We start from the raw sequence: 18,572 nt of genomic DNA on the forward strand, positions 1-18,572 counted from the left end.
TGAGCTGCAGGAAGCTGATTTGTAGGGGATGAAAGGGAGGGGGGCGATCGCCCCTATCGCCAGCTCAACGGCAGCGAATAATCCACGGGCGGGATGCGGCCGGCGCCTTTGCGATGGCGGGCTACTGCTACAATGCTCTCAATCAACTAGCCCAACAACGGCTGGCGCAGCCGGAAAATGCCCTCCTCCAGTCGCCTGCTGGCCGGTTCACGAACGTGGCGAATCAACCACTTGTTCCCCTACCAGACCAACTCTAGTCCTCAGGAGATAAATTGGCCAGCCATTCATAAAGGGCAGGAATATTGGCATTGGGTTGCAGCAGATCTTCCTTCATGTGCCTCAGCACCTTGGCCAAGGCTTCAGCGCGATCGCGATACTCCGCAACACTGGCCAGCAGATCCGTAAACACCTGCTCTTCAATCTGGGCGCGGGGAGGTGGCTCGGCCGTCGCATCGGCGTAGGTTTGATAGGCCACAGGGGTTGCTGCAAAGCCCAAGCGAAAAATAAAGGCCTGGGCGGCTTCTTGCAATTGCGCTTGGAGCGATCGCACCGCTAAATCACCGCGCTCAAACCCCACTTCCCCTTTGAGGGTCACATCAACAATTGCCTCTGCCATCTCGGCTCGATGCTGCTGCACCAGTTGTTGAAGTTGGCTCTCAACATGGCTTACGGTGTCACCGGGGGTGAGGGTAAGGGTGTAGCGGCGGATGGGACGCTGCCAGTAGTCGCGCTTGAGTTCCGCTTGGGGGAACCCCCGATCGAGGGTAACCAACAACACTCCGTGCGGATTTTGCTGCTGATTTTCCTGAATGGAATTGGCCTCAACGGCGCCGGGGTTAAAAATCCAATCCTCAACGGTGTAGTAGCGATGGATGTGCCCTAGAGCCAGGTAATCCACCCCCGCTTGGCGCAAGGGCAGCAGGTCGGTGTAGCGCAATGCCCCCTGGTAGCGGGAGACTTGCCCCTCAAGGCCGTGGTGAAAGAGCAAAAGGGTGGCACCGCTAGGGGGCGGCAGCGCCTGAATTTGGTCGGCAAGCTGCTGAATGGCACGGGGGGCACTGGCGCCATACCACCGGGAACCGATGACCCGTACGCCACAGGGAAGATCAATGTACCCACCCCGCGCTGCTTCGGCATCCCACGGTTGTAGTTGGCCGTTTTCATCGGGTTCCAAGAGATATAAGTAGTCCTTTTCACAGAGATAGCGCAGCCAGTTGGATTTGGCGCCGTAGGGGCAGTTGTCATGGTTGCCCTCGATCGCCAGCACGGGAATCCCCGCCGATCGCACTTTGTCGAGGACGTACTCCGCTTGATTGAGAACGCCGGGGGTAATCAGGCGCTCCTCAAACAGATCGCCGGCAATCAGGACAAAATCCACCCCTGCTTCAACGGCATAGGTTTGCAGGGCACTGTCAAAGGCGGTGAAAAAGTCCAACATGCGGTTGGGATTGTCCTGACGGTACTTATTAAAGCCAAGGTGCACATCGGCCACGTGGAGAAAACGCACCATTTGAGAGCGTCTCCTAAAGGCGATCGCTTTCAGTGGGCTGGAGGCAATCCCTCGGCAGTTGGGCAAGGCGTGCCGCCCAGTGGGGATAGGCTTCGGCTGCTTGATCGGTGGCCGCCACTGCCACGGTGCGATAGCAGGCCACAGGCAAATTCAGCAAACTGACCAGAAAGGTAGCCAAATCTTCACGACTCAGAGACCCCGTCCGGCAATCGGGTAGCGCACCCTGCGGGCGATCGCCCTGATCCAGACGCAGCTCTTGGCCACCGGGTTTATCCGTCAAGCCACAGGGACGGACAATGGTATAGGGCAGGCCACTTTGGCGCAGCATATTTTCTGCCGCCAGTTGCCCAGTGAGGATGCCCCCCAATTGTTCGTTGTATTGCACCGCCAAGGGCTGCTCCCCTAGGTCAAGATCCGCTTGCTGCGGACGGGTCACCCCCGCCGAACTCACCTGAATGAGGCGCGGCAACGGCGCTCCTCCATAGGCTTGGATGGACTCAATCTCAAGGCTGAACGTACCGGGGCGAAAGTGGGGGTTGAGAGCACCGTCATACTCGAACTTGCTCAGCATCAGTTGCAGCGAGTAAATTTGCCCCACATTGAGGGGCGGAGCCGTGGGCGCAGTGCGTGCCCGAAACACGGGAATAAAGTGACTAAAGGGCAACTCAAGGGTAATCCACCGATCGGCCACCGTATCAAAGGAGATAGCATAGCCAACGCCATCCCATGCGGGGTCACTGCGCAGGAAAAATTTATAGCGCTGACCATCCCCGCGAACCCGCAGTTGAATGCCGGTGTATCCTTGGAGATTGAGGGGTGGGGTGAGGTTGCGGGTACGGATGGAAACAAACCCGCCGGAATTTTCCGTAGAAACCAGACCCGTAAAAAGAGCACTGCGATCCTTGAGGTACAACCGGCTGGCACTGACACCGCCCATGACCACATCGTCGAGGGCACCCCAAACCGCCTTCAACGGGGGCGTGGGATAGCGATAGTCAAAAAGGGGATAGGTGTTGGGTTGGCTTTGAAAATAGGGTTGGGCGCGTTCCAACAGATGCCGCATGCCCCACAATTCAACGGCCTCTGGACAAGCACCGACAATTTCAAGGCCGGGGGGTGGCGCGTTGGGGTTGGGCTGTAGCGTTGTCCCGACACAGTTGATCACCGCCCGACTGCCCTGCAGGAGATCGGCCGGAAGGGGCTGGGTGACATCGGCCACAACAATGTCTAAAAAGGGGTCTGGGGGAAGCACCTTCTCCGCCTTGGCGCGATCGCGCACCCCTGCCCGCACGGCATAGCCTTGAGCCAAAAGCCTTTTCACCACCGCCTGACCGGTGCGCCCCGTTGCTCCCATCACCACCACAAGACCACTGCCGCGATAGGCAGGCGGCTGAAAGAAATCCGGTAAAAGCGGTGCCAGCACAGGGCGCAGCGGCTCCAGCGTTCCCACAAACGGTAATGCTTGAAAAAAGCGCAGGGTATCGAGAAAGCGACCCAGTTCCCAGTTATTTGCCATAGAGAGGCACCACGCTTGACCAATGGGGGAATTCGTTCCCTGCCCTTAGTGTATCGTGCCACTGTTGGGCTGCCCATGTGAGCAGAGCGCGGCCATAGTCGGTGGGGTGGGGGGGACTTAGGCGTTTGGAAGGGTGCGGCCAGGTGGCGAGGAGTGTTTCTGCTGCCTGGTCTGCCAGCAGGCGATCGCCCCAAACACAATGGAAATCTCCCTCTTCATAACGGTAAATGCCAAGGTATTGATGCCCCTGTTGGGCACGGCGAGAGACCACCCCATCCTGTTCTCGCAGTTCATGGCGATAGTGCCAGGCCATTGTGCCAAGGCTAGACAGACCCACCAGGGGAACCTCCAGTTCTTGGGCCAAGATGCGGGCAGTCACCACCCCTAGGCGCGTTCCCGTAAAGCTGCCCGGCCCACATCCGATGGCGATCGCCCCCAGTTCCTCCCAGGTGTGGGAACCCATTAGTTCCCCCAAGCAAGGGTGAAGTTGGCTGGCTAGGTCTCGACCCAAGAGCCATGTTTTTACCTCAAGCAGTTGATCGGCTGCCAAATCGTAGAGACCGGCCACCAAGGTGGCATCGCTTGTATCAAACCCAAGACAAAGCAGATTAGCTCACTCCGATGGCGATCGCCACCAAGCCAGCCACTAAGAGCAAGCCTCCGACGACCAACAGGGCTGCCCGTACCTTCTGCTGAGGTGTCCAAGGCGGCGCTTGATAGACCTTGGGTTCAATGGCAAAGTTGTTGAGGCGACCGCCCTCCTCGGTGGTATAGCGCATCGAAACAAACCTCAAATTCAGTGTTACGGTGGAGCTATTCTAGCAAGCAAGCTTTACGACTCTTGAGAATCCTTAACAATTTCTTGCAATTGACCATGGCGAGAGACCCGCAACCAGCGACCGCGCCAGTAAATGCGATTGCCAAAACAGCCCCCCAGCCAAATCAGAAAGCTCATCACATCCCGCAGGGGCAATAGCCACAGCCACAACAGCAACCGAGGAGTCCCCATCAAGATCATGCTGATGATGGCCTGCAACCAGCGAATGCCCTGAACCCCTAAAAATACTCCCAATGTCCACGGGGTTGGCAATAGTCCCCACAGCAGGGCACTATAGACGGTGCCAAACATAAACACCATGCCAAAATACTGATTGCCACGATTGCAGCGAATGGAGCGTGCCCAGCGCAGTTCCCGTTGTACTGCCTTCAGGAAAGAATCATTGCCACAGTCGTTCTGCAGAATATAGGGTGAGAGTTCAACCCGATAGCCCAGTTTCCACGCGCGGTACCCTAGGTAATAATCTTCGCCAATGCGGTCTAACACCGCTGCAAATCCCCCCAGTTGGTCAAGAACCTGACGCCGCAGGGCAACCGTTGGCCCAATGGCAAAGCGCAATCCACCATCGAGGCGGCGGGCAATTAAAACGCCGGGGATAAAGTCAAGACAGCGCCCCAAGGCTAAAAAAGCAGCTCCCAGGCGTTGGGGATTCGGATCCACATAGCCACAGGTCACAACACCCACCTGCGGATCGGCAAAGGGAGCAATGATAGTCTGCAAATAGTGCCGATCCACCGCTACATCACTATCCACCTCGACAATAATCTCGTAGCGAGCATGGCGAAATAACTGAAAAACATTGTTTGCCTTGGGGTTAAAGCCATGCTGCTCCGCACAAAGGTACCAGCGAGCACGCTCAGGATACCTGCGGCAAATCTCATCCACAACGGCAAGGGCGGCATCCGTCGGCTCCTGAATCCCGAAGAGCACCTCATAGGTGGGGTAATCTTGGTTACACAGGGAAGACCAATTTTGCCATGCCCTTGCTTCCAGCCCACAAATCGGCACCAGCAGCGAGACCGAAGGAGCGACGCCGGCGACAACAGGGTGCTTGCGGCTAAAAAACTGCCAAGTCACCCCCAAGGCTACAGCGTAGAAGAGGCTGCCAGTGAGGGTAAGGAGCAAAAGAAGTCCGCCGGGGAGTTCGCGGAGCATCAGTCACCAACCCTGCCGCTAAGAGGCGAGCTGGCACTGGCATAGGCTTTGACCGGAATCCGACCCGCTAGGTAAGCAAGGCGGCCGGCCGTGGTTGCCAAGGCCATCGCTTTGGCCATGGCCGGAGCATTTCCCGCTTGGGCGATCGCCGTATTAATCAAGAGCGCATCTGCTCCTAGCTCCATGGCGGCAGCAGCCTCACTGGGCGTGCCAATGCCCGCATCCACCACAACGGGAACACTGGCTTGATCAATAATGATTTGGATATTGGCGGCATTGCGCAGGCCTTGCCCCGAACCAATGGGGGAAGCCAAAGGCATCACAGTGACACAGCCCACTTCCTCAAGGCGTTTGGCCAGCAGGGGATCGGCATTGATGTAGGGAAGAACGGCAAATCCCTCTTTGACCAGTTGTTCTGCAGCTGTAAGCGTGCCAAAGGGATCGGGCAGCAAGTATTTTGGGTCGGGAATCACCTCTAGTTTGACAAAGTTGTTGTCCTCTTGACCCAAAAGCTTGGCCATTTCTCGGCCTAAACGGGCGACGCGAATCGCCTCTTCAGCGGTTTGACAGCCAGCAGTATTGGGCAGCAGCCAGATTTTCCTCCAGTCAAGGGCATCCACAAGTCCTTCGTGACCGGGAGCATTGGTTTGAACGCGACGTACGGCTACCGTAACAATTTCACAGCCACTCGCGGCAACACTGGCCTGTAAATCCGCAATGGAACGATACTTGCCCGTGCCGGTCATCAGGCGTGAACGGAACTGCCGCCCCGCGATCGTTAACGGGGCATCTTCAATTAATGGCTCAGAGGGAGGAGCACTCACCATGATGCACTTAACAAACAAACGCTTAACTAAATAGAAGACACTAGAGGTTGCCTTTCTACAATATCAGGGTTACGCTCTTTGCTGCTGCGACCTTGGAAAACTTGTGGCATCATAGAGGCACCATAATTGTGGGAGTGCAACATTGGTGCATGGCACATATTGGCAACAATGCCGCCATTCAGGCTGCCGATTGCCTGCTACGTCAATATGGGTTTGATCTGGATGGCTCCTCAGTGGAGGTCATCCTAGATCGTTGGCTGCGCCATTTTCCTCCCCGCTGGATTCGCCTTGCCCTCATTGAAGCCCTCTATCTGGGGCGCTATAAAGCCATTTCCGTCGAGCAAATTTTAGAATTGTGGCAACGGCGTGAGCAACCCATTTATCACTTCAATAGTGAGTTTGAAGCCATCATCTGCCAGTCATTGCCGATTAGTGTACCTGAGGCTGCCCCCTCCCGCTCCTTAGAAACCCGTTCTGATACGAGAATTAGTGAATTTCACCCCGATTTAGCCCCTGACCCATTTGTTACCAAGTTAACCGGCATTGTGCGGCAGTGGCAGTCCCAAAATTTCCTCGTCGAGCAGGGCGATCGCTCCTCCTAACCCGTTGCAGGTTATACTCTTTTGGGTAAGATTTGGCACCTCCAGCTATGGCTGTTTTTGAAGGCACCTATCAAGTTCTGGGCACGCCTCGCTTTGGCATCGTGATTTCCCGCTTCAATGACCTGATTACGACCAAGCTGCTCGAGGGTTGCCAAGATTGCCTGCGCCGCCATGGTGTTGATCCCAATCCCCATGGTTCTCAAGTGGACTATGCTTGGGTACCCGGTAGCTTTGAAATCCCCCTTGTGGCAGCTCAACTGGCGGCCAGTCGTCGCTATGCTGCCATCATTTGTCTAGGAGCCGTCATCCGCGGCCAAACCCCCCACTTTGACTATGTGGCGGCTGAAGTCACCAAAGGAATTGCCGCCGCCTCGATGCAAACCGGTGTGCCCATTATCTACGGCATTCTCACCACCGACACCATGCAACAGGCTCTTGAACGTGCTGGCATCAAAAGCAACAAAGGCTGGGAATATGCCCTCAACGCCCTCGAAATGGCCAACCTGATGCAAACGCTGCCTAGCCCCATCAATCCACCAACAGCCAAACTCAGCCCCACTACCTCGGTTCTTGCTGATGGGTGATCTCAAACGGTGGAGCAGACACTCTTCCCTGAGACTACAACTTTGTGATTTCTCAATCGGCAACGATCGTAAAATGAGCTTAGATTCCTAGGAGTAATAACGTTGGCACAGGGATTACGGGTTGGCATTTTAGGGGCGACAGGTGCCGTCGGCACTGAAATTTTGGCCATTTTGGCGGAACGGTCTTTTCCGGTCGCCGACTTACGCCTGTTGGCTTCGCCCCGTTCCGCAGGTCAAACCCTTTCTTTTGGTGAGACGGTGCTACCCGTACAGGCAGTAAGTGAAGAGACCCTCAAGGGACTCGATTTGATTTTGGCTTCGGCGGGGGCAAGTGTGTCGCGGCAGTGGTTACCGATCGCCATCAAAGGGGGAGCGATCGCCATTGATAATTCCAGTGCCTATCGCATGGATCCCCATGTCCCCTTGGTGGTGCCGGAGGTCAATCCTGACGACTTGAAAACCCACCGGGGTCTCATTGCCAATCCCAACTGCACCACAATTTTGCTGACGGTGGCGCTATGGCCACTGCATCAGGTGCGACCGATTCGGCGAATTGTAGCGGCTACTTACCAGTCTGCCAGTGGGGCGGGGGCAAAAGCCATGCAAGAACTCAAGGATCAAGCCCTCGATATTCTCAAGGGGCAACCACCCCGTACAGAGGCTTTTCCCTATCCCTTGGCTTTTAACCTCTTTCCCCATAATTCTCCCCTCAATGAGCAGGGCTACTGCCAAGAGGAGATGAAGATGGTCAATGAGACCCGCAAAATTTTCCATGCCCCGGAGTTGCGGCTAACGGCCACCTGTGTTCGCGTGCCGGTGTTGCGTGCCCATTCGGAGGCGCTGAATGTGGAATTTTTTGAGCCTTTTCCGCTGCAAGAGGCGCGCGATCGCCTACAACAGGCCGCAGGCGTCCAGTTTGTTGAGGATTGGCAGCGCAACTATTTCCCCATGCCCCTAGAGGCCACAGGCAAGGATCCCGTGCTGGTGGGACGGCTGCGCCAAGATATTTCCGAACCCAATGCCCTTGAACTGTGGCTGTGTGGCGATCAAATTCGTAAGGGGGCGGCACTAAATGCCGTGCAAATTGCCGAATCTCTGATTGCCCAAGGGTTAATCTAAGCGAAAAGACTTACCACGGTTGGCTGAGCACATTGATGTTTTAATGAAGGGTGTGGTGATATACCAAATCACAAACACCTCTTCGCCGCATCCTTCAGAACGCAGTTTACAGAGTTGCCCCTTTTTAGCCTGCCGCCACGAGAATAGGGACAGGTTGGTATTCATCAAGTCACTGGAAACAGTGCCCCCTCCAAATAGGCCTCAAAGTGCTCCTGAAAATACAGCCAAGAAGTCATATCGGCACCCTCGCGGTATTCACTGGAGGCCTCCAGTCGTTCTAATTGTTCTTGCAGGAGGGAGGGCAAGTCTTCGACGGTGAGCGTTTTGCGGCCTGTGGCACTATAGATAAGGTAACCGGGGCGATCGCCCATCCTCATCCACGGCAACCAAGGCCCAAGGCGAAATGAAAGGGTATGTCCACCCAAACCCTGCGGCGGTGGGAGGCTCCATCTGTTAAGATTTGTAGGTACCCCAAGCTCTGGGGAAATTGAAGCCTGTGGGGAAGTAATACTCCTTGAGAGCGTCGCTCTTGAGACTTCGATGAAGCACGAAGTGAGCAGTAAATCTAAACAATTGAGTCTATTTGACTTGACTGGACAGATTTGTATAAGTCTTACAGAGCGGAAACAGATCAAACTGAAAAGTGGTCGTGTGCTCACCGACTTGGGCAGGCACCTCACGGCCAAATAGCCCTTGTACAGGATCATTGGCAACGGGAATTACGGGAACCACTTCCTCTGTCCAAGGATTGTGCCAGCGATCGCACGGGGCTTGATTTTCCGGATCCAGATAAAACGTCAACTCACGGGAGAGAAAATACCACCCTCCCTCAGGATGGGGCAAACAGCGAGCGGCACTCATGCCAACAATGTTGAATAAATGACGGTGACGTTCTTGGGGAACAAAGCTATACATCGCTCCCGGCCACACGATAAACGTGGTCTTGTCCGTCAAATCCGCCCGCACCCAATCGCGAGCACCGAACCATTTTTGAACAAATTCAGCAGCGGGCATGGCTACTCCACAGGAATATTGGCAGCCTGCAATTGCACATCTTGATTGGGATAACTAGCAAGGCGTAGTGTCATTGTTTTCGTATCACCTAAGAGGCTTTTGGGAATGAGAATTGTGCCTTTGACCAGATCACTGCCGGGGGGCAATTCCGTCGGCAGGCCTTCGGTGAGGGCACTCAAAAGGTCACCTTTGTCATTTTTGATTTCAAGGAAAGTGTAAATAAACTGCACCCCTTGACTACTGTCGTTTTTCAAGCTGATGTGCAGGGCTAAATCTTGGCCAATGGTGTCCACATGGCTAATTTCTAAGCGCACTCCCTTATCCTCAGCCACAATAGGTAGTGTCCGGTTTGCCTCGGCTTCCGTCGCTTGTGGTTCACTAGGGGTGGTGGGGGCAGGTGCAATCTCGCGATCGCCAGAACCTTCGGTCATTTCGGCAATACGAGCCTTGGTTTGGGCAATGATCTGTGCCTCGTCAAGAATGGGCGATCGCTCCCCTTGGGTTTGCCCATTGGCATTTACAGCACTACCAAGGATGGGATTCACCACTGGCTGGGACACCCCGCGCAACGACTCTCGCCCCAAATGGTAGCCAATAAAAGCCGTGACGAGGGTAATGACGGCGGTTGTACTGATCAAAACAAGGGAGGTGAGAATTCCGGGGTGAAGGGCACGCAGCATGGTTCTACTCCACTGAGGATGGCTTCATTGACGAAGAAACAGGGGGTAAGGGCGGCGGATTACTGGGCAGGGCAACGGTGGTATCCACGTCCTCGGCATTGAGGCGCGATCGCACACTCACAAGAAAAGTTTTAATCACCACCGCGATCGGCACCGCAATCAAGACCCCCACCAAGCCCGAGGCCCGCGCTCCCGTCAGAATCGCTAAAAACACCCAGACGGGATTCAGACCCGTAAAGCTGCCAATAATGCGGGGTGCCACCACATTTTCAAGAAACTGCTGAAAGAGAAACGAAAATCCCGCCACCTTAAGGGAGAGCCAAACATCCTGAAGCGCCACCAGTAAACTAATGGAAATAATCCCCACCGTCCCGCCAAAGGGCACCAAAGCCATCACACCAATGATCACGCCAAAGAGCAAGCCATAGGGCACCTTCAAAAAGATAAAAATCGTGGTCAAGCCAATGCCCATGCACAGCCCCAGCACCAACTGACCAATAAAGTAGCTTTCAAAACTACGGCGTATGGTTTCTGAGATCGTGGGGCGCAGCGTATCGGGCAGCCAACTGAGCAGGCCATCCCACAATTCGTCACCATGCTGAAGCAAATAGAAGGTAAGAACCACAGTCAAAATGAGATTAATCAGCACATCCACGACACTGCTCACCGTGCCCAAAATTAAATTCAGCGCCTCGCGGGCTAAGCTTTGCAATTGATCCTTGAGTTTTTCCAGCAATTGGTTGGCAAGGGCATCCACATCCACCGTTACCGGTAGGTTAAGCGAGTCCACCCAAAGCCCAAATTCCAGCAGTCGCCGTTGGCTGGAGTTAAACCATTCCGGCAGGCGAGCAATGAGTTGTTGCGCCTGATTAAAGACATTGGGCACCACGACCAAGGCAATGATGGCAATCAAAACCAGTGCCAGCAGAAAGACGACAACTGCCGACGGCCCACGCGGATTTCCCTGCTCCTCCATCCAGCGCACTGGATAGTTCAGCAAAAAGGCAAATAGGGAGGCAAGCACCAGCACCGCGACCAAGGGCCCAAAGAACTTGAGAACAGTGGCAAATGCCCAAAAATTGAGCGTCAGGACAGGCCCTGCCAAACCAATAATCAGAAACCGACTGGCAATGGAAAGACGATTCCACCAGTGACCCGAGGCCGCAGATTGGCTCATAGCGCTAAGCACAATTGACGAAAGTGATCACCGCGTTCTTCAAAGTTTTGGTACTGGTCAAAGCTGGCACAGGCAGGGGAAAAGAGCACGGTTTTGATCGGGTACTGGGTCACCAGTTCAGCAGCCGCCGCCACCGCCCTATCCAGTGTCTCCATGATCTCATAATTTGTAAAGCCGATCGCCTCTAGGCGCTGCGCAAACTGCGGTGCTGCTTCACCGATTAAGAGCACCCACGCGGCTTTTTCCTGAATCAGATTGAGCCAAGCGCGATCGTCCCCCTTTTTGGCTTGTCCACCGGCAATGAGAATCACGGGTCCTGTCACAGAACGCAGACCAATTTCTGCGGCGTCATAATTGGTGGCCTTACTATCGTTGATCCACGCCACCTGTCGCCATTGGCGAATGCGCTCTAGACGATGGGGCACACCGGCAAACCCCGCCACCGCTTTGGCAATTGTTTGCACAGGAATCCCCGCCAGATGTGCGGCTGCCACGGCGAGAAGAAAGTTTTGCTGGTTGTGTTGACCCGGCATTTGCAAGACCTGGGTGGGCAGCAGGGGTTGATCCTGAAACCACACCTGATCCGCCGCGATATAAATGCCTTGGGCAATCCCCTTGGGTAGGGCGGCTGCCCCTTGGGTACTAGTCCACCAAGCTTTCGGCCAACGATTCACCATGTGCTGACGCAGGTAGGGATCATCGCCGTTGAGGATCACCTGTTTAGCACCGTTCATCAGGTGGGCTTTGGTTTCTACATAGACATCGAGGGTGCCGTGCCGTTCCAAGTGATCCGGAGTGAGGGTTGTCCAAAGGGCGAATTGGGGGTGCAGGGGAGGGCTGGACTCCAATTGATAGCTACTAATCTCGGCGATCACCCAATCAAGGGCGCTAGCGGTCAAGGCCACTTCACAAATACTGTTGCCGATATTGCCACAGGCGGGAGCATTGTACCCTGCGGCTTGAAAAATGGCGGCAGTGAGTGCCGTGGTGGTTGTTTTGCCATTGGTGCCCGTAATACATACCCACGGCAGATGGGCGAGGGTCTGCCAGGCAATTTCTACTTCGCCCCGAACGGGGATACCTGCTTGGCGAGCGGCAACGAGCGCCGGTGAATACCAAGGGACACCTGGACTAATAACAATTTCCTGCGGTACACGCAGACCCACACTGACGAGGGTTTGCAAATCAAAGTCGTAGTTGAGTTGAACAGCAATGCCTTCGGCTTCGAGGAGTTGCTGCTGGGATTGTAGGGCAGGGGTTTGGCGACTATCACTCACCTCCACTTGCCAGCCTTGACGTTTTAGTAAACGGGCGGCAGCGATGCCAGAGCGACCAAGACCAATCACATGAACAGTTGGCATAGTTATAAGTGGGGTGAATCCAATCCAGCAGGTACAAACTCAGGGCAGCGGTCACTAAGGTGGTATCCTCAAGGCCAATGAGACCTAAAGGCGATCGCTCCCGCTGAATGTTGCGTCTTAGACTCTATTATTGTCACACCGAGTAGAGAACAATGTTTAACTTGCGCACAATTTCGCTCTGCGGTCTGCTGCTGACAACCAGTGTCGGTTTTTTGTCTCTTGATGGTAGGGTCGCGATCGCCCGCCGCCGCGCCGCCCCCAAAGTGGTGCGAGTGACCGATGTCCAATTGCAGAGCGAAAATATTGCCGGTGTCTGGTACCACCGCCTGATGGGGCGCGTGCGCAATGAAACAACCACACCAGCCCGCAATGTCCAGATCTACTACGAGATCTATGATCCGACGAGCAAACGACTGCTCGAAGCGGGAGCCACCCAGTTGCGCAATCGCGTGATTAACAGCGAGGACGAGGTGGAGTTTCTGGTGATTCCAAATACAGGCGGGCAGGTAAAAATTACCTTGGTGGAATGGCTCAGTGGCGATCGCGAGTATCGTTCCTTTCAGCAAATGCAAGAATTTTCTCAATAGCGGAGTGACCTACTGCGGCGTCTCACTCGATGTGGGGGATTTAGCCGTTGTTTCCTGTACACCAAAAGCCAGTACCCAGCCTTCAAGATTATTTTGAGTGCGAATCTTGAGCCATTCGCCATCCTCGCTGCGCTCTAGAATTGTTACTACTTCATCAAAGGCCACACCCCCTAGGGCATTTGCCTCGCGACTGGGGCGATCGCGCAACCGCAGACCATCGCCATAGATCACCCGCCCTTCAGGCTTAGCCTGCGGCGAGGGGGTCGGAGTCGGTTCAGGAGTGGGTGAGGGGGAATTCGGTGATGGTTCTGGTGGTGTGGGGAGGGGGGAATTTTGCGCCTCGACCTCGGGACGCGGGGGTGGCCAGAGCAAGTTAAAGACGAGGGGCGTAATGATCGCTGCGGCCACAAGCGTAATCAGGCCTAAACCCAAAAAGGTTCCCAAGAGCCATTGCAGCACACGCACAACCGGTTTCATGATCTAACGCCCTGTGGGAGGAGACAGGATTCGTGAAGCAAACCGCGCCCGTCCGGAGGCCGCCCATTCCTGTAATTGATGCACCTGTTCGCGAGCGGTTCGTGCCAAGGGGATAATTTCGCCGGCGGCGTGGAGCAAATCTTCAGTGGTAAAGTCGCGATCTTGGCTAAAGGCAAGGTGCATTGCTTCAATGATGCACTGCTCGATTTCAGCCCCAGAAAAGTCAATAGTTTCGTAGGCCAAGCGCTCTAAATCATAGTTTTGCAGGCGATCGCGCCGCACACGACCGAGGTGCACTTCAAAAATGGCGCGCCGCTCCTCCACATTGGGTAGCCCCACAAAAAAGATTTCATCAAAGCGCCCCTTGCGCAACAGTTCCGGGGGCAACACTTGAACATTATTCGCCGTCGCTACCACAAAAACGGCGGAAGTTTTCTCTGCTAGCCAAGTGATAATCGTGCCAAAAACGCGGCTACTGGTACCGCCATCCCCTCGACCATCAATGCCTGCAAAGGCTTTATCCATCTCATCAATCCAGAGGACACAGGGGGCTAGGGCTTCAGCAATTTGAATCATCTCGCGCGTACGTGCTTCCGATTCCCCCACAAGGCCGCCAAAGAGCCGCCCCACATCCAATCGCAAGAGGGGCAAGTGCCATTGGTGGGCAATCGCCTTCGCTGTTAAGGATTTACCCGTGCCCTGAATTCCCACCAGCAGCACCCCACGGGGATAGGGTAGCCCATAGCGCCGTGCCTGCTCGGAAAAAGCCCCCCCGCGCCGCAGCAACCACTCCTTGAGGTTATCAAGGCCACCAATATCGGCAATCGTTTCTTGGGTAGGGTAAAACTCAAGAATTTGGGTTTGCCGCAGGATCTGCCGCTTTTCCTCCAAGATCAGATCCACATGGCTGCCGTCCAGCACACCATGGAGGGCAATGATGCGGCCAATGACGCGGCGAATCCGCTCTAGGGTCAAGCCCTGACAGGCGCGGATTAATTCATCGAGTATGGGTTCGGGGGGAAGGTTGCCGAGACTTTGACAGAGCTTCACCAGTTCAAGGCGAATTTCCTCCCGTTGCGGCAAGGGAAACTCGACAACGGTAATCACATCCCGCAGTTCCGGCGGCAACTGCACCGTCGGCGCAAGCAGGATCAGGTTTTTGGGCTGGGACTTGAGTTGCCGCGCAAGGTTGCGCAGTTTGCGGGAGACGGCCACATCCTCAATAAAGCGATGAAAATCCCGCAGCAAGATCATGGCTGCTGCCGCCGGCGGTAGTTTTTCAACAAATTCAAGGGCACTGAGGGGATTGCGTTTGGCCACCCCCATGTCATTGGGATTGCCCTGATACCCCTCGACAAAATCCCAAATGTAGAGAGGACGCTGATTCAGGCGATCGCCAATGGCGTGGAGGGTCGCCTCAAGACGTTCTTCTTCTGTTGTGGTCACATACAACAGGGGATAGCGCGCCCGCAGCAGCAGTTCAAGGTCAGATTGAGCACTCACGGCGATGGCTCCGAACGCTCCAGAGCCGATTGGAGTTGTGCCAATGCCGCCCAGCGATGATCAGTGGGAGTTTCTACAGGAGTGGGGGGGTGAATACCGCCACAATTGGGATCACAGTACTTGGGGTAGGGCAGGGCAAGGCACAGTTGCTGGTAGAGCCAGTCAGCCAAATCAAGGCGACCGGTGGCCGGCAAGGTTTCCACCAGATCATCCTCGGGTTGACTTGCTGAGGTCTCCGCCAACCAAATCAGTTCAGTAGTCGTACATGCGAGGCGGTAGTTATAGTACTGCAAACAGCGATCGCAACAGAGGGTGACAATGGTCTGCACATCGGCACGCAGTTCTAAGTAGGTGTGGTGGTGACTGGCAGTAACAATCCCTTGTATTGGAGTCAGTGTTGCCAAGTCTGGCAAATCGGTATCCACCCGCCACTCATAGGTCTGGGCGGGCAGCCGCAAAAGTTCAGGAATTCTCAGCCAGTGAGCCTCTGTCACGCTACGTTCCTTGACTCAGGTCATAGAGTTCTTTCAGGAAACGGAAGCACTGCTCAGCCGTCATGGAGGTGGGCTGAAACGTTGCTGCTGGAGAGTATTTTAACCGCAGGCGCCGAATTGTATCGCTATCCATTTCGCCCAACTGCACCAAGCGCATTGACCAATTGATAAAGGCTCGCTCTTCAATCGCCTTAAATTCAACGAGTTCAGCACTGTGGTGGCGGGGATCCTTAAGGATACGAGCGTAGGTTTCGCTCACTTTTTGGCGATCGCCCTCTAGGGTTTGCAGAAACATGCCATTGCCGTAGCACAGCATTCCCGTAATGCCATCGCGCACATTGTTCACCTCCGACTTGGCCATGATGTCCCGCAGGTCTGGGTAGGATAGACCATCCGTGGCACAACTGAGATAGAGCAGGCGATGTAGTCTCATGGCTCTCCAGTTCCCGATCGAACACAACCGAGTTTTACTATCCCATGAAAAGGAACATGGCTAAAGACAGCTTCTGTGATTACTAGGTTAATTTTCGCGAATCGCTCTGACCACTGCGCTAGTGCCGGCACTCGATTTGACAAATCCGGCAAAAGTAACCTTGGCTCCGTTACGTTCAAACATTGCAGCAACATCTTCTATCCTTTGAGGATTATCATACTCTGGAGAGAACATATCAAAAGTGTCTAAAATTGCCCATTCACGGCGTTTTTGCTTATCAACAGTACTAGGAATTTTTCGTAGATCAACAATTGGTAAAAATCGAGTGAGTACACCTAGTCTAGCCTTCACCCAAAAATCAAATGTAGTGATTAAAATGTCTATATTCTTTTCAATTATTTCAAAAGAGTTTCGGGCGATATCCTTTTTGTTAAAGGTCTCAAAAGATATTTTGCGTGTATCTTTGTCCAAAAGCCTTTAATCGGGTAGAAATCAACCACAATTTCAGCACCGATCTTTGCGTATTTAGTGAGATTTTTTACAGAGGCTTCAAAGTCAGGTGTGTGCTGTAAGACACCAAAGCAAAATACCTTGTCGAAAGAGGCTTCGGGCAAAGGAATTTCATAGATGCTAGCCTGAAATAGGTGTAATCTTCCACCGGCAATATTAGAATTATTTTGCCAATTTGCTTCAACTGCTTCTGAATAATCAAAACTCCAAAGATAAGCAGAGGTTTTTTCAAGGATAACCCGCGTAAATCTACCTGCACCCGAACCGGCTTCTAGAATACTTTTACCAGCAAGCTCCTCAGGCTGCCAGTTTGTTGTTGCAAAAAATCGAGTTTCAGATTGTTTTTGATTTATATCATCTATTTGTGTTTTTGAGAATTTATTCCATTGCACACCAAAGTTTTGGGTATAGTTTTGATTTGGATCTGTTACAAATCTAGGGATATGGTTAATAATTTGGATAAATAGCACCTGTGTCACTATAGTAGGCAGCATCATCCTTCCTGAGTGGCGCTTTTGTCTTAGGATCAACATAGGGAATGGAGATAGTCATTGATCAACTCCTCAGAAAGATGCTTTCTAGAGGGTTAATATAAAATTCCCCTGTATGAAATAAATTGTATAGCCTTAAGCTGTAGTAGCCAAGGTAAATCACCCCCAGCCACCACCAGTTTTGAATGCGTTCATTGATGTAGTGAAAAGGAGTGCGTTGCAATCGCCGACCCGTTCTCAGTTCAATAGATACAAATACAGCAACCACTGTAAATGCGAGAAAGAACATAGGGCCAAACAAGTGCATTCGCAGAGCATTTTCAAAGTCGCCGCGAGCGATCGCCATAAAGGAGCGGGTCAGGCCACACCCCGGACAGGGAATCCCTGTAGTCGCTCGAAAGGGACACAGTAAAAAAGGCGGCGTCCCCGTATGGTTAAACAGGGCTGCTCCCACTAACGGTGCTGTGGTCAGCCCCAAAAAGCCCCAGCGGCTCAAGCGTTCTTGCCTCGATAAAATCGCATCAGAGAAGCGCCACATCCTCTGCCTCAGCAGGTACCAACAGTCGCTGCTCCCATTCTGCCGCAAAGGCGGCAAATCGCTCCTCTAAAATGGCTTGGCGTGCTGCTTGGGTAAAGCGAATCAGGTCCGTCACATTGTGGATCGAGAGCAAGGTATAGGCCAGTAGCTCCTTGGCTCGCACCAGGTGGCTCAAGTAGGCACGGCTAAAGGTGGTGCAAGTATAGCAGGGGCAGGTGACATCTAGCGGCTCATAGTCGCGGCGAAAGCGGGCATTTTTCAGGTTCCAGCGTTGCCCTTGGACAATGGCGCAGCCGTGGCGGGCTAAGCGGGTAGGAATAACACAGTCAAAAAGATCGACCCCGGCAGCGATCGCCCGCAGCATTTCTAAGTGCGTCCCCACGCCCATCAAATAACGCGGCTTATGGGCAGGCAACAGGGGAGCCGTCACCGCCACCGTTTCGTGGATGGCACGGCTGGGTTCCCCAACACTCACACCACCAATGGCATAGCCCGGCAGGTCATAGGGCACCATCGCCTCGGCGCATTCTCGCCGCAGGTCGGCATACACTCCTCCTTGGACAATGGCAAAGAGAGCCTGATCAGGTCTTTGCTTGGCGGCAATACAGCGCTCTAACCAATGGAGGGTGCGCTGGGTGGCTTGAATGACCGCCTCACGGCTAGCAGGGTAGGGGGGGCACTCATCAAAGGCCATGATCACATCTGCCCCCAACGCCTCTTGAATGGCGATCGCCCCCTCCGGCGACAATTCAATGATCTGACCATCGTGGGGAGAACGAAACACCACCCCCTGATCGGAAATTTGCCGCAGTTCACTGAGGCTAAAGACCTGAAACCCCCCCGAATCCGTGAGAATCGGCCCTGACCAGCCCATAAAACGGTGCAGTCCTCCCGCTGCAGCCACAATGTCTTCTCCCGGTTGCAGATGGAGATGGTAGGTGTTGGCCAAGACCATTTGGGCGCCCGCCGCCTTGAGGTGTTCCGGGGTGAGGGTTTTCACATTGGCAAGGGTACCCACCGGCATAAAACGTGGTGTTGCCACTACACCGTGGGGGGTGTGAAACAAGCCTGCCCGTGCTTGGGTATGGGCACATTCCTGCTGGCGGGTAAATTCAAACACGCTGGTGGAACTACAAGAAGGCGTAAAAAATGTTAC

The 18,572-nt window shown here is 54.2% G+C and carries 23 protein-coding genes; 4 read left to right on the forward strand and 19 right to left on the reverse strand.

Annotated features, from left to right (window positions below):
• Positions 1-253: 253 nt before the first annotated feature.
• The 6 genes from ACK4IR_RS03925 to ACK4IR_RS03950 are packed head-to-tail and all read right to left on the reverse strand — an operon-like array spanning position 254 to position 5,846.
• The gene (locus ACK4IR_RS03925) at positions 254-1,510 is read right to left on the reverse strand and encodes an exonuclease SbcCD subunit D (protein WP_409872702.1); all 1,257 of its coding nucleotides are present in this window, start codon (positions 1,508-1,510) and stop codon (positions 254-256) included.
• Between the two features lie 13 nt (positions 1,511-1,523).
• Positions 1,524-3,026 carry a CIA30 family protein gene (locus ACK4IR_RS03930; RefSeq protein WP_409872704.1) on the reverse strand — a complete coding sequence of 501 codons (1,503 nt, stop codon included), beginning with the start codon at positions 3,024-3,026 and terminating at the stop codon, positions 1,524-1,526.
• Positions 3,016-3,633: a tRNA (adenosine(37)-N6)-threonylcarbamoyltransferase complex dimerization subunit type 1 TsaB gene (gene tsaB, locus ACK4IR_RS03935; protein ID WP_409872825.1), complete on the reverse strand. Its 618-nt coding sequence runs from the start codon at positions 3,631-3,633 to the stop codon at positions 3,016-3,018. Before tsaB ends, ACK4IR_RS03930 begins: the two co-directional genes overlap by 11 nt.
• A 1-nt stretch (position 3,634) precedes the next feature.
• Positions 3,635-3,805 (reverse strand): photosystem II assembly protein Psb34, encoded by a 171-nt coding sequence (psb34, locus tag ACK4IR_RS03940; RefSeq protein WP_409872706.1) that lies wholly within the window; start codon positions 3,803-3,805, stop codon positions 3,635-3,637.
• A gap of 53 nt (positions 3,806-3,858) precedes the next feature.
• On the reverse strand, positions 3,859-5,019 hold the full coding sequence (locus tag ACK4IR_RS03945) for a glycosyltransferase (protein WP_409872708.1): 1,161 nt from the start codon (positions 5,017-5,019) through the stop codon (positions 3,859-3,861).
• A complete protein-coding gene (locus tag ACK4IR_RS03950; RefSeq protein WP_409872710.1) occupies positions 5,019-5,846 on the reverse strand; it encodes a thiazole synthase in 828 nt (275 codons plus the stop codon). Before ACK4IR_RS03950 ends, ACK4IR_RS03945 begins: the two co-directional genes overlap by 1 nt.
• A gap of 149 nt (positions 5,847-5,995) precedes the next feature.
• On the opposite strand from ACK4IR_RS03950, the gene ACK4IR_RS03955 reads away from it, so the two are divergent.
• The 3 genes from ACK4IR_RS03955 to ACK4IR_RS03965 all read left to right on the forward strand — a co-directional run bounded on the left by ACK4IR_RS03955 (position 5,996) and on the right by ACK4IR_RS03965 (position 8,151).
• Entirely contained in the window at positions 5,996-6,448 is a 453-nt protein-coding gene (locus tag ACK4IR_RS03955) for a hypothetical protein (protein ID WP_409872712.1), read from the forward strand.
• Between the two features lie 47 nt (positions 6,449-6,495).
• The gene (gene ribH / locus ACK4IR_RS03960) at positions 6,496-7,032 is read left to right on the forward strand and encodes a 6,7-dimethyl-8-ribityllumazine synthase (protein ID WP_409872714.1); all 537 of its coding nucleotides are present in this window, start codon (positions 6,496-6,498) and stop codon (positions 7,030-7,032) included.
• 102 nt (positions 7,033-7,134) lie between these two features.
• Positions 7,135-8,151 carry an aspartate-semialdehyde dehydrogenase gene (locus ACK4IR_RS03965; RefSeq protein ID WP_409872715.1) on the forward strand — a complete coding sequence of 339 codons (1,017 nt, stop codon included), beginning with the start codon at positions 7,135-7,137 and terminating at the stop codon, positions 8,149-8,151.
• 164 nt (positions 8,152-8,315) lie between these two features.
• Here ACK4IR_RS03965 and ACK4IR_RS03970 read toward each other — a convergent pair whose 3' ends face one another.
• From ACK4IR_RS03970 to murD, 5 genes are all read right to left on the reverse strand, one after another.
• A complete protein-coding gene (locus ACK4IR_RS03970; RefSeq protein WP_409872717.1) occupies positions 8,316-8,576 on the reverse strand; it encodes a DUF1838 family protein in 261 nt (86 codons plus the stop codon).
• Between the two features lie 154 nt (positions 8,577-8,730).
• A complete protein-coding gene (locus ACK4IR_RS03975; protein WP_409872719.1) occupies positions 8,731-9,165 on the reverse strand; it encodes a DUF1838 family protein in 435 nt (144 codons plus the stop codon).
• A gap of 2 nt (positions 9,166-9,167) precedes the next feature.
• Positions 9,168-9,845, reverse strand: a complete 678-nt coding sequence (locus ACK4IR_RS03980) for a hypothetical protein (protein WP_409872721.1) — start codon at positions 9,843-9,845, stop codon at positions 9,168-9,170.
• A gap of 4 nt (positions 9,846-9,849) precedes the next feature.
• Entirely contained in the window at positions 9,850-11,022 is a 1,173-nt protein-coding gene (locus tag ACK4IR_RS03985; protein WP_409872723.1) for an AI-2E family transporter, read from the reverse strand.
• Entirely contained in the window at positions 11,019-12,383 is a 1,365-nt protein-coding gene (gene murD / locus ACK4IR_RS03990) for a UDP-N-acetylmuramoyl-L-alanine--D-glutamate ligase (RefSeq protein ID WP_409872725.1), read from the reverse strand. The genes ACK4IR_RS03985 and murD overlap by 4 nt, the downstream gene beginning before the upstream one ends.
• Before the next feature lie 152 nt (positions 12,384-12,535).
• Here murD and ACK4IR_RS03995 point away from each other — a divergent pair, with 152 nt between their 5' ends.
• Positions 12,536-12,970, forward strand: coding sequence for a hypothetical protein (locus tag ACK4IR_RS03995; RefSeq protein ID WP_409872727.1), 435 nt, complete (start codon positions 12,536-12,538; stop codon positions 12,968-12,970).
• Positions 12,971-12,979: 9 nt separating this feature from the next.
• On the opposite strand, the gene ACK4IR_RS04000 is transcribed toward ACK4IR_RS03995, so the two are convergent.
• From ACK4IR_RS04000 to tgt, 8 genes are all read right to left on the reverse strand, one after another.
• Positions 12,980-13,447, reverse strand: coding sequence for an SH3 domain-containing protein (locus tag ACK4IR_RS04000; RefSeq protein WP_409872728.1), 468 nt, complete (start codon positions 13,445-13,447; stop codon positions 12,980-12,982).
• A gap of 3 nt (positions 13,448-13,450) precedes the next feature.
• Positions 13,451-14,950: an AAA family ATPase gene (locus tag ACK4IR_RS04005; RefSeq protein ID WP_409872730.1), complete on the reverse strand. Its 1,500-nt coding sequence runs from the start codon at positions 14,948-14,950 to the stop codon at positions 13,451-13,453.
• Positions 14,947-15,444: a YceD family protein gene (locus tag ACK4IR_RS04010; RefSeq protein WP_409872732.1), complete on the reverse strand. Its 498-nt coding sequence runs from the start codon at positions 15,442-15,444 to the stop codon at positions 14,947-14,949. Before ACK4IR_RS04010 ends, ACK4IR_RS04005 begins: the two co-directional genes overlap by 4 nt.
• Before the next feature lies 1 nt (position 15,445).
• The gene (locus ACK4IR_RS04015; RefSeq protein WP_409872733.1) at positions 15,446-15,877 is read right to left on the reverse strand and encodes a BLUF domain-containing protein; all 432 of its coding nucleotides are present in this window, start codon (positions 15,875-15,877) and stop codon (positions 15,446-15,448) included.
• Positions 15,878-15,964: 87 nt separating this feature from the next.
• Complete coding sequence (locus ACK4IR_RS04020) at positions 15,965-16,228, reverse strand: hypothetical protein (protein ID WP_409872734.1); 264 nt, start codon at positions 16,226-16,228, stop codon at positions 15,965-15,967.
• Between the two features lie 44 nt (positions 16,229-16,272).
• Positions 16,273-16,884, reverse strand: a complete 612-nt coding sequence (locus ACK4IR_RS04025) for a class I SAM-dependent methyltransferase (protein ID WP_409872736.1) — start codon at positions 16,882-16,884, stop codon at positions 16,273-16,275.
• Between the two features lie 58 nt (positions 16,885-16,942).
• Positions 16,943-17,416 (reverse strand): DUF2752 domain-containing protein, encoded by a 474-nt coding sequence (locus ACK4IR_RS04030; RefSeq protein ID WP_409872737.1) that lies wholly within the window; start codon positions 17,414-17,416, stop codon positions 16,943-16,945.
• The gene (tgt, locus tag ACK4IR_RS04035; protein WP_409872739.1) at positions 17,400-18,536 is read right to left on the reverse strand and encodes a tRNA guanosine(34) transglycosylase Tgt; all 1,137 of its coding nucleotides are present in this window, start codon (positions 18,534-18,536) and stop codon (positions 17,400-17,402) included. The genes ACK4IR_RS04030 and tgt overlap by 17 nt, the downstream gene beginning before the upstream one ends.
• Positions 18,537-18,572: the final 36 nt, after the last annotated feature.

It is taken from the genome of Thermosynechococcus sp. (assembly GCF_046299635.1).
GTDB lineage: Bacteria > Cyanobacteriota > Cyanobacteriia > Thermosynechococcales > Thermosynechococcaceae > Thermosynechococcus.